The organism is Intrasporangium sp. (assembly GCF_035280925.1).
In the GTDB taxonomy this organism is placed as follows: domain Bacteria; phylum Actinomycetota; class Actinomycetes; order Actinomycetales; family Dermatophilaceae; genus Intrasporangium.
Genome location: NZ_DATEEY010000033.1, coordinates 1 through 7,322, shown reverse-complemented (window position 1 = coordinate 7,322; position 7,322 = coordinate 1). Strand labels below are relative to the sequence as shown.

8 protein-coding genes and 1 tRNA gene are annotated in these 7,322 nt (G+C 72.2%); 7 read left to right on the top strand and 2 right to left on the bottom strand.

All coding sequences use genetic code 11. The features are described 5' to 3' along the window. The 7 genes from rsfS to VJN29_RS03530 all read left to right on the top strand — a co-directional run. Window positions 1-343 (top strand): ribosome silencing factor (gene rsfS, locus VJN29_RS03560; protein ID WP_324142203.1); only part of this gene is annotated, 343 nt, incomplete at its 5' end. Beyond that, window positions 340-1,002 (top strand): histidine phosphatase family protein, encoded by a 663-nt coding sequence (locus VJN29_RS03555; RefSeq protein ID WP_324142202.1) that lies wholly within the window; start codon window positions 340-342, stop codon window positions 1,000-1,002. The genes rsfS and VJN29_RS03555, both read left to right, overlap by 4 nt. Window positions 1,003-1,073: 71 nt before the next feature. Further along, a tRNA-Ala gene (locus tag VJN29_RS03550) sits at window positions 1,074-1,149 on the top strand. Window positions 1,150-1,284: 135 nt separating this feature from the next. Then, entirely contained in the window at window positions 1,285-2,259 is a 975-nt protein-coding gene (locus tag VJN29_RS03545; protein ID WP_324142201.1) for an AMP-binding enzyme, read from the top strand. Between the two features lie 4 nt (window positions 2,260-2,263). After that, on the top strand, window positions 2,264-3,397 hold the full coding sequence (locus VJN29_RS03540) for a thiolase family protein (protein ID WP_324142200.1): 1,134 nt from the start codon (window positions 2,264-2,266) through the stop codon (window positions 3,395-3,397). After that, on the top strand, window positions 3,388-4,080 hold the full coding sequence (locus tag VJN29_RS03535; protein WP_324142199.1) for an ABC transporter ATP-binding protein: 693 nt from the start codon (window positions 3,388-3,390) through the stop codon (window positions 4,078-4,080). Before VJN29_RS03540 ends, VJN29_RS03535 begins: the two co-directional genes overlap by 10 nt. Further along, window positions 4,077-4,679: an energy-coupling factor transporter transmembrane protein EcfT gene (locus VJN29_RS03530; RefSeq protein ID WP_324142198.1), complete on the top strand. Its 603-nt coding sequence runs from the start codon at window positions 4,077-4,079 to the stop codon at window positions 4,677-4,679. Before VJN29_RS03535 ends, VJN29_RS03530 begins: the two co-directional genes overlap by 4 nt. 100 nt (window positions 4,680-4,779) lie before the next feature. Here the strand turns inward: VJN29_RS03530 and VJN29_RS03525 are convergent, their stop codons facing one another. Both VJN29_RS03525 and VJN29_RS03520 read right to left on the bottom strand, forming a co-directional pair. Continuing rightward, on the bottom strand, window positions 4,780-5,385 hold the full coding sequence (locus tag VJN29_RS03525) for a biotin transporter BioY (protein ID WP_324142197.1): 606 nt from the start codon (window positions 5,383-5,385) through the stop codon (window positions 4,780-4,782). A 113-nt stretch (window positions 5,386-5,498) separates the two neighbouring features. Beyond that, window positions 5,499-7,322: caspase family protein (locus VJN29_RS03520; RefSeq protein ID WP_324142196.1), on the bottom strand; the 1,824-nt coding region annotated here is incomplete at its 5' end.

The window sequence follows — 7,322 nt, the reverse complement described above, 5'->3', positions numbered from 1 at the left end:
CTCGGCCGCCTCCGAGCGACAGATCGGCTCGATCGTCGACGAGGTCGAGGACCGGCTGCGCGAGCTCGGCTCCAAGCCGATCCGGCGCGAGGGTGAGCGCGAGGGCCGCTGGGTCCTCATCGACTTCGGCGACATCATCGTTCACATCCAGCACGACGACGAGCGGGAGTACTACGCGCTCGAGCGACTCTGGAAGGACTGTCCCGAGATCGACCTGGCGGCGGTCGAGGCCCCGGCGCGGCCCGGCTCAGCGGGCAGGGCTGACGCTGGCGTGGACGGTGGCGGGGATGGTGGCGGGGATGGTGGCGTGGACGGAGGCGGCGACGGGGACGCGGTGTCGTGAGCGTCGGTCCCACCAGACGGACGGGTCCCCGCCGGATCGTCATCCTGCGCCACGCTCAGACCGTCGACAACGCCGCTCGGATCTGGCAGGGGCACAAGGACTCGGAGCTCTCGGAGACCGGTCGCGCGCAGGTGCTCGCCGCGGCACCGCACCTGGCTGCGTACCAACCGGCCCTGCTCGTGTCGAGCGACCTGCAGCGCGCCGCCGCGACCGCTGACGCCATCGCGCAGCTGACCGGGCTGGAGGTCAGGCTCGACGGACGGCTGAGGGAGGTGCACGTCGGTGAGTGGCAGGGGCTGCACGCCGACGAGGTCCGCGCGCGGTACCCGGAGGCGGTCGCCGCTCTGGACCGCGGCGAGGACGTGCCCCGCGGCGTGACCGGTGAGACGCGCGAGGACGTGGCTCGCCGCGTCGGGGAGTCGGTCCGGGAGATCGAGCGGGAGCTGCTGGCAGGCGAGACGGCGATCATCGTGACCCATGGTGTCTCCGGCCGCGTGGGCGCGACGGATCTCGTCGGCCTCGACCAGGACGTGTCGGACGCGATCTTCCGAGGGCTCGACAACTGCCACTGGATCGAGCTCGTCGAGGGTCGCAAGAGCTTCGGCGAGCAGGTGCGATGGCGCATCTCGGGGTGGAACCTGGGGCCGTGGAAGGCGTGACGACGGATTTGGGCTCCGGACCGTTCTTTGGCTAGAGTTACGCAGTCGCTTCACGGAAGTGACGTTCAGCTGGGGCTGTGGCGCAGCTGGTAGCGCACCTCCATGGCATGGAGGGGGTCAGGGGTTCGAGTCCCCTCAGCTCCACCAGACGACGAAGGGCCGGACATCGAATGTCCGGCCCTTTCTCGTGTCCGCAGGACGCGGAAGCGCTGGTTGACCGGCGGCTGGTTCAATGGGTGGCGGCCCGGGGCCTCGCTGCCCGGTGCTGCTCAAGGAGGTTCCATGACGCGGCTGGTCCGGCCGGACGAGCACGACGACCCGGTGGCCGCAGTGCTCTCCGCGCACCGCTCCGGTGCGCGGCTCGCGCTGTCAACCTCCGGCACGACGGGTGCTACGCCCCGTCGGGTGGTCCGCACCACCCAGTCGTGGTGGGACTCGTTCCCGGCCTACTCCGAGCTGACCGGTGTGGCTGTGGGAGCCCGGGTGTGGGCGCCAGGGCCGCTCGGGTCGACGATGAACCTCTTCGCCGCCGTGCACGCGGCTTGGGCCGGTGCCGACGTCATCGACGATCCGGCCCAGGCAGACCATGCCTGCCTCACGCCGTTTGAGCTGGAGCGCCGGGGGGACGAGCTCCCCCGGGGGACCCGGGTTGTCGTGGCCGGGGCTCACCTGCCGGACCGGCTGGCGGCCGCCGCTCAGCAGCGTGGGCTGCGGATCACGCACTACTACGGGGCGGCCGAGCTGAGCTTCGTCGCGGCAGCGTCAAGCGACGGTGACGGGGTGCTGCGGCCGTTCCGGGCCGTCGACATCCAGATCCGGGACGAGCCCGCACCGGGCACCATCTGGGCTCGCTCGCCCTGGCTGTGCGACGGCTATGCCGGTCCGCCGGGGTCGCTGCTGCGGGCAGCAGGGGGTTGGGCGACGGTGGGGGACATCGGGTCGTTCGAGTCCGGTGTGCTCGTCGTCCGCGGTCGACCCGACGCCATCGTCACGGCGGGCGCAACCGTGCTCATCGCTGACGTGGAGGCCGTGCTCGCGCCTGCCGCGCGGGGCGGCGTTGCCGTCCACGCCGTGCCGCACCCGACGATGGGAGCGCTCGTCGCCGCCACGCTGACCCTGGCCGCGGACCGCGAGACCCTCGAGCGGCTCGCTCGTGACCGCCTGCCCGTGACGCACCGGCCCCGGGTGTGGCGAGTGGTGCCTCAGCTCCCCCTCACCGACGGCGGCAAGGTCGACCGTGCCGCGCTGGCCCGGTGACCGGATGGCCGACGCCCTGATCGTCGCGGCTCGGCGCACCCCGATCGGCACCGCGGGACGCCGTCTCGCCGGCATCTCGGCCGCGGAGCTCGCGGCGGCGGTGGTGCGCGCCGTGGCCGACGACGTCGGGCAGGTGCCGGCTGAGGTCATCCTCGGCAACTGCATGGGTCCGGGGGGCGACGTCGCTCGGGTGGCCGCACTGACCGCCGGGCTGCCCGTCGACGTGCCGGCCCTGACGGTGGACCGGCAGTGCGCGAGCGGCCTGGCCGCGATCGAGCTCGCGGCCCGGCTCGTCTCCGGCGGCTCGGGGCCGGTGCTCGCCGGGGGAGTCGAGAGCGCCTCGACGGCACCCTGGCGATTCTGGCCCCCGCACGGCGACGGCGCGCCCGTCCGCTACGAGCGGGCCCCTTTTGCGCCCGGCGCGGACGACCTCGACATGGGCCTGGCTGCCGACCTCCTCGCAGCCGAGTGTGGCGTCACACGCCAACGACAGGACGCGTATGCCGCTGAGTCCCACGCGCGGGCCGTGCTAGCTGCCGCACGGGGTGAGTTCGCCGACGAGATCGTCCCCGTGGACGGCATGGCCGCCGACGAGCGGCCGCGGGTCGGCCTCACCGTCGAACGTCTGGCGCGCTTCCCGGCCGCCTTCCGAGAAGGCGGGTCGGTCACCGTCGGGAACTCCTGCGGGATCAACGACGGCGCCGCAGCAGTTGGTGTCGTCCCCGCTTCCCACGCCGGTTCCTCCGGTGCCGGGTCCGGCCGCCCCGGGCTGCGCGTCCTCGGAGCCGCCTCGGTGGGCGTGGCCCCGGGGCGACCGGGCATCGGCCTCGTCCCCGCCGTGCACGAGGCGCTGGCAGAGGCGGGGCTGGACGTCGAGGATCTCGACGTCATCGAGTTCAACGAGGCCTTCGCCGGTCAGGTCCTCGCCTGCTATGACGCCCTGGGCATCGACCCGAGCCGGGCCTGCACTGCTGGTGGTGCACTCGCCCTGGGCCACCCCTGGGGCGCCAGCGGAGCCGTGCTCGTGGTGCGGCTCTTCACCCAGCTCGTGCGTCAGGGTCGGGGTCGCCATGGTGTCGCTGCGATCGCTGCCGGCGGCGGGCAGGGGACCGCGCTGGTGGTGGAAGCGTGCCCGTGATCGAGTTCGACGCCGTGGGCCACACCTACACCGCCTCCGGCGTCGAGCGGATCGTCCTGCGGGACATCAGCCTTCGTCTCACCGAGCACCGAATCGGGGTCATCGGGGCCAACGGGTCGGGCAAGTCCACCTTTGTACGGATGCTCAACGCCCTCGTCGTGCCGACCGCCGGAGTGGTCCGGATCGGCGGGCTGGACACGGCCAAGGAGGCCCGCTCGATCCGGCGCCGCGTCGGCTTCTGCTTCACCGACCCCGATGCCCAGATCGTCATGCCGACGGTGGCAGAGGACGTCGCCTTCGGGCTGCGGCGGCACGGTCTGTCCAAGGCTGAGGTCGCAGCGCGGGTCGACTCAGCCCTCATGGTCTACGGTCTTGACGGGCACCGCGACCATCCGGCTCACCTGCTGTCCGGGGGCCAGAAGCAGCTGCTCGCCCTGGCATCGGTCCTGGTCACGCGGCCGGACCTCGTCGTCATGGACGAGCCGACGACACTGCTCGATCTCGTCAACACGCGTCGGGTCCGCGACGTGGTCCGGCAGCTCGACCAGCAGGTCGTCGTCGTCACGCACGACCTCGACCTGGTGGACGACTTCGACCGGGTCCTCGTCTTCCACGATGCCCGGTTGGCCTTCGACGGCACACCGGACGGGGCCGTCGACGCGTACCTGCGGCTCGTGTCATGAGTGCGCTCGCCGTCTACGTGCCGCGCGACTCCGTCGTGCACCGCCTGCCTGCGGGGACCAAGCTGATCCTCCTCGTCGTCGCCGCCATCGGTGTCCTGGCCCTGCGGAAGCCCTGGCAGGTGGTGGCGGTCCTCGCGGTCATCGCACTGCTCTTCGCGGCGGCGCGGATCCCGTGGCGCACCACGCTCGACCAGGTGCGTCCACTCCTGTGGTTCCTCCTCGCGCTCGGGCTCTTCCAGGTCGTCGTCGGCGGCTGGCAGCGGGCCGTGGTCGTCGTCGGCGGGATGCTCGCGGTGGTCCTCCTGGCCACCCTCGTCAGCCTCACCACGCGCACGACCGCGATGGTCGACGTCGTCGTGCGCTGGCTGGGGCCGCTGCGACGCGTCGGGGTCGATCCCGAGCGGGTGGGCCTGCTCGTGGCGCTCGGCATCCGGTCCGTGGCCGTCGTCATCGAGCTGGCTCGCGAGGTGCGGCAGGCGCAACTGGCGCGCGGTGCCTCGTCGAGCCCCCTCGCCTTCATCGTGCCGCTCGTCCTCCGGTCACTCCGGCATGCAGATCGGCTGGCAGAGGCGCTCGTCGCCCGCGGTGTGGAGGACTGATCCGGTACCCGTACCAGCCTCACCCCTCCGATCGAGTGAACAGCTTTCGGGGCCACCGGCCCCGAAAGCTGTTCACTCGATCAGGAGAGGCGGGGGTTGGTCATCCGTGTGCGGCGGTCTCGCGTGCTCTCTGCCCCGCGGGGCGGCGGTGCGGGAGCAGACCGGGGTAGCCGCGGTGCACGGCACCCGCGACGAGAGCGGCGACGACGGCCTTGGCGAGGTCGCCGACGAGGAAGAGGGAACTGCCCGCCATGGCGGCGGGAAGGCTGATGCCGGCGCGCCACGCCGTGGCGGGGACGCCGATGGCGTAGAGGACGACGATGCCGCCCAGGACGATCGCGACGAGCGCGTAGCCGGTGCTGTAGGGGGCACCGCGCCGGAAGATGAGCGCCCCGATGACGAACGCCGCGACGGGAAAGCCGACGAGGTAGCCCACGCTCGGGCCGGCGAAGACCCCCAGCCCACCTCGTCCACCGGAGAGGAGTGGGAGCCCGAGCGCGACGAGGAAGAGGAAGAGGAGCACGGCGGCCGCGCCGCGCCGTGCCCCGAGCACTGCCCCCGCGATCATGATGCCGAGCGACTGGAGCGTGATCGGCACGGGGAAGCCGAACGCCGAGACTGCCGGCACGAGGCCCAACCCGGCGATGAGTCCGGCGAAGGTCGCGGCCAGGGCGAGATCGCGGGTGCGGCCATGGGTCGAGCTCATGGGGTCTCCTCGTCGAGGGTCGGGCGTCGCGGTTCACGCGTGGCCAACCGTACGACGCCTTCGCGCAGCGTGGCGAACCCGACCGCTGGGTGGGAGGCCGGGCAGCCGGAGGGTCAGCTGGTCGGAGGGCGCTTCGTGACCACGTAGAGGTCGTCGGTGCGCCAGTCTGCCACCGCGCTGGGCGTTCCGGTCGAGGCGGCCGTGCGCGTCGAGACCCGGGTGAGGAGCCGGTCGAGGGTGGAGCGCGCCGCACGATCGCCTCTCACCACAGCGGCCGGCGCGACGACGTCGACCTCCAGCTCGGGCTGCTCCAGCGACCTCGGGTCGAACTCGAGAGTGCTGGTGATGATCTTGAGCTGGTCGGTCAGGAGCACCGTTCCTGCCCGCCACAGCGCATCGGAGAGCTGGCCGCTGAGCGCCACCTCGATGCTGGCGCCCGCGTCGAGCAGGGTCGAGCCCGAGGGGAACGCATCGGTGAAGATGCCATAGGTCTCGGTCAGGTCGAGCAGCGCACACCAGAGCGGCCGGGCCGTCGTGTTCGTCAGCGTCACGGTGAACGCCGGAGCCCGGTCCTCGACGTACGAGATCTCGAGTCTGCCGTCCGGTCCGACCTCTCCGGCCGTCGACGTCACGTCGACCCGGATCGAGCCGGGAGGCAGCTGTGTCGCGGGGTTGCTCAACGACGAGAGCCGCAGCCAGCGCGCGACCCGTTCCAGGGCCAGGATCGTGCGCTCTTCGCGGTGCTGGCCTGCCACCACGGGGACGAGCGGACGGGTGACCCCAGGCCGGGTGATCTCGAAGCCGTCAGCTCGCGCCCGGATGATCAGGTCCGCGGCCGCCGGGTCCGTGGTCAGCTGGATCAGGGTGGTGTCGGCGGACTCGGCTGCCTGCTGCAACGCGGTGGTCGCCTCGTGCTCCCCGACGATGGCGACGTCGAGGGGCTTGAGGGGAATCGTCTTGACGACCGCGCGGTAGACGAATGCGGCGTCGAGCTCGGGCGTGATGGTGACGATCGACCGGTCCGGCAGGACGGCCGTGACGTCGGCCTCGGCAAGTGGTGCGCCGTCCGTGTCCTCGCCCAGCGCGTAGACCGCGAGCTCGGTCGTGTCGTCCCCGATCGGCTCCGGCACGCCGTGGACGGCTCCCGCGTCGATGCTCCAGCCGTCGGGCAGGTGGCTCAGGGTCAGCTGCATGGGGCGGGTGGGCAGGGCGCCGCCGAGGAAGGCGAGGTCGAGATCCGTGGCGTCCACCGTCTCGAGCTGCGGGTGCTGGTCCTCGACCCGTGCCAGCACCCCCGCCGTGACGAACCGTTGGATGTCGCGGTAGCTGAGCTGGGCACCGTTCGTCTGCAGGGCCCGCTCGAGGGCGGCTGACAGCGCGCCGCGACTCCGCCCTCCGATCGTCAGCTCCTTGGCGGTCTCGGAGGACCGGCACGCGGCGAGCAGCACGTGCTGTGTCCCCGGAGCTGACGACCACGCCGAACGCGTACGGCCGGCCAGACGCTCCGGCGTCATCGCCGCCTCGGGCACGAAACTGCCCACGGGCCGCGGCCGTGGGTCCTCAGGAGCGAGGCGCAGCCGGACCGACCCGTGAGCGTCCCGCGTGCCGTCGCCGGCGTGGCAGCAGTCCAGGACGACGAGCAGGTGCCCCACCGACTCGGCCACCGTCGCCAGCAGGCCACTCAGCTCCTTGTCGGCAAGATCCCATCCTCCGGGCGCTCGGCTGTCGACGAGGACGATTGTCTCGTTGCGTCGGTCCGGCTCCCGGGACCAGAGCTCCAGAGGAGCGAACTGCTGCGAGCCGTGGCCGCTGAAGTAGAACAACGCCGCCGAGTCGCGACCCGTCCCCACGAGGTGGGAACGGAGGGCCTCGGTGACGGCCTGGCGCGTCGCCTGCTCGTCGGTGAGGACGAGCAGCGACAGGTCATCCTGGGGGAC

Coding starts and splice junctions, on each gene's coding strand:
- VJN29_RS03545 (WP_324142201.1), top strand. CDS start 1,285: ATGACGCGGCTGGTCCGGCCGGACGAGCACGACGACCCGGTGGCCGCA.
- VJN29_RS03540 (WP_324142200.1), top strand. CDS start 2,264: ATGGCCGACGCCCTGATCGTCGCGGCTCGGCGCACCCCGATCGGCACC.
- VJN29_RS03530 (WP_324142198.1), top strand. CDS start 4,077: ATGAGTGCGCTCGCCGTCTACGTGCCGCGCGACTCCGTCGTGCACCGC.
- VJN29_RS03525 (WP_324142197.1), bottom strand. CDS start 5,385: ATGAGCTCGACCCATGGCCGCACCCGCGATCTCGCCCTGGCCGCGACC.